Source organism: Seongchinamella sediminis, from assembly GCF_003457605.1.
Taxonomy (GTDB): Bacteria; Pseudomonadota; Gammaproteobacteria; order Pseudomonadales; family Halieaceae; genus Halioglobus; species Halioglobus sediminis.
Genome location: NZ_QRAN01000057.1, coordinates 1 through 1,536, shown reverse-complemented (window position 1 = coordinate 1,536; position 1,536 = coordinate 1). Strand labels below are relative to the sequence as shown.

At 60.7% G+C, this 1,536-nt stretch carries 1 pseudogene; it reads left to right on the top strand.

From position 1 onward, the window contains the following. Positions 1–69: 69 nt before the first annotated feature. A pseudogene (locus DWB85_RS19280) lies at positions 70–1,536 on the top strand (IS3 family transposase); the annotation flags it as partial.

Here is a 1,536-nt window from a genome sequence, read left to right as displayed (position 1 = left end):
CCCCCCGTGGCAGGATAGTTGTCGTGTCTGATTTTTCATTAATGTTCGGGGGGCGCTCAGGATTGAGCAATGACACGATATTCACCAGAGCGTAAAGAAGCAGTGATCAGGCGGATGATGCCGCCGGAAAACACACCGGTCCCTGTACTGGTCGAGGAGACGGGCATCTCGGATGTAACCCTGTATCATTGGCGGAAACAAGCCAGAGCAAAGGGGTTAGTGGTGCCGGGAGATGGCCGGAATCCGGAGAATTGGTCGCCGGAGGACAAGTTTGCCGTGGTGCTGGAAACAGCCACCATGAACGAGGCGGAGTTGGCGGAGTACTGCCGCAAGAAGGGTCTGTTTGTCGAGCAGATCGCCGTGTGGAAGGAGAACTGCCTGCAGGGTAATGCCTCGGCAGCGGAGCATTCCAAGGCGGAGAAGAGGCAGGCCCGGCTCGCAAGGAAGGAGGTCAAGCAACTCAAGCGCGAGTTGCGACGGAAGGAGAAGGCGCTGGCGGAGACGGCGGCGTTATTGGCCCTGAGAAAAAAGATGCATGCGATCTGGGGGGAGGACGCGGACGAATGATCGGTGCCCCGGATCGCAAACGCGCAGTAAGGCTGATCGAGGAGACGGTGGAGGCTGGTGCCCGCAGGGCGACCGCCTGTCGGGAAATGGGGATCTCAGTGCGTACCCTCCAGCGGTGGACGCAAGAGGGTGAGTTGAGGGTGGATGGACGGCCCGGCGCTGACCGTCCACCGCCTGCCAACAAGCTCACTCAGGAGGAACGCCAGGCCGTGCTGGACACCGTCAACAGCGAAGCCTTTCGCAGCCTGCCGCCAAGCCAGATCGTGCCGACACTGGCCGATGAGGGGCGCTACATCGCCTCCGAGTCGACGTTCTACCGAATATTGAGGGAAGAGGGCCAGCAGCAACATCGCGGCCGCAGCCGGGCACCAGGACACCGGCCAGTCAGTACCCATTGCGCGACAGGCCCCAACCAGGTTTGGTGCTGGGATATAACGTGGCTGCCGGGTCCTGCCAAGGGCATTTACTACTACCTGTACCTGATGCTGGATCTCTACAGCCGCAAAGTGGTCGGCTGGGAAATTCATGCAGAGGAGTCCAGTGAGCTGGCGGCCCACATGCTGCGCAAAGCCTATTTGCGCGAGGGGATCGCGGGTGTTCCGCTGGTACTTCACTCGGACAATGGCAGCCCGATGAAGGGCGCATCGATGCTGGATACGCTCTATCGCCTTGGCGTCGTGAACTCCCACAGTCGCCCCCGGGTAAGCAATGACAACGCCTATGCCGAGTCGATCTTCCGGACCTGCAAGTACCGCCCTGGTTACCCCTACAAAGGTTTTGCGGCCCTGGATGATGCCCGCGCCTGGGTGCTGCAGTTCGTACACTGGTACAACCATGAGCACAAGCACAGTGGCCTGAAGTTCATGACGCCGGTACAGCGTCACACGGGTCAGACAGACCGGGTGATGGACCATCGCAGGGCAGTCTATGAGGCGGCCAGGGCCATGAATCCTGATCGCTGGAGCGGTG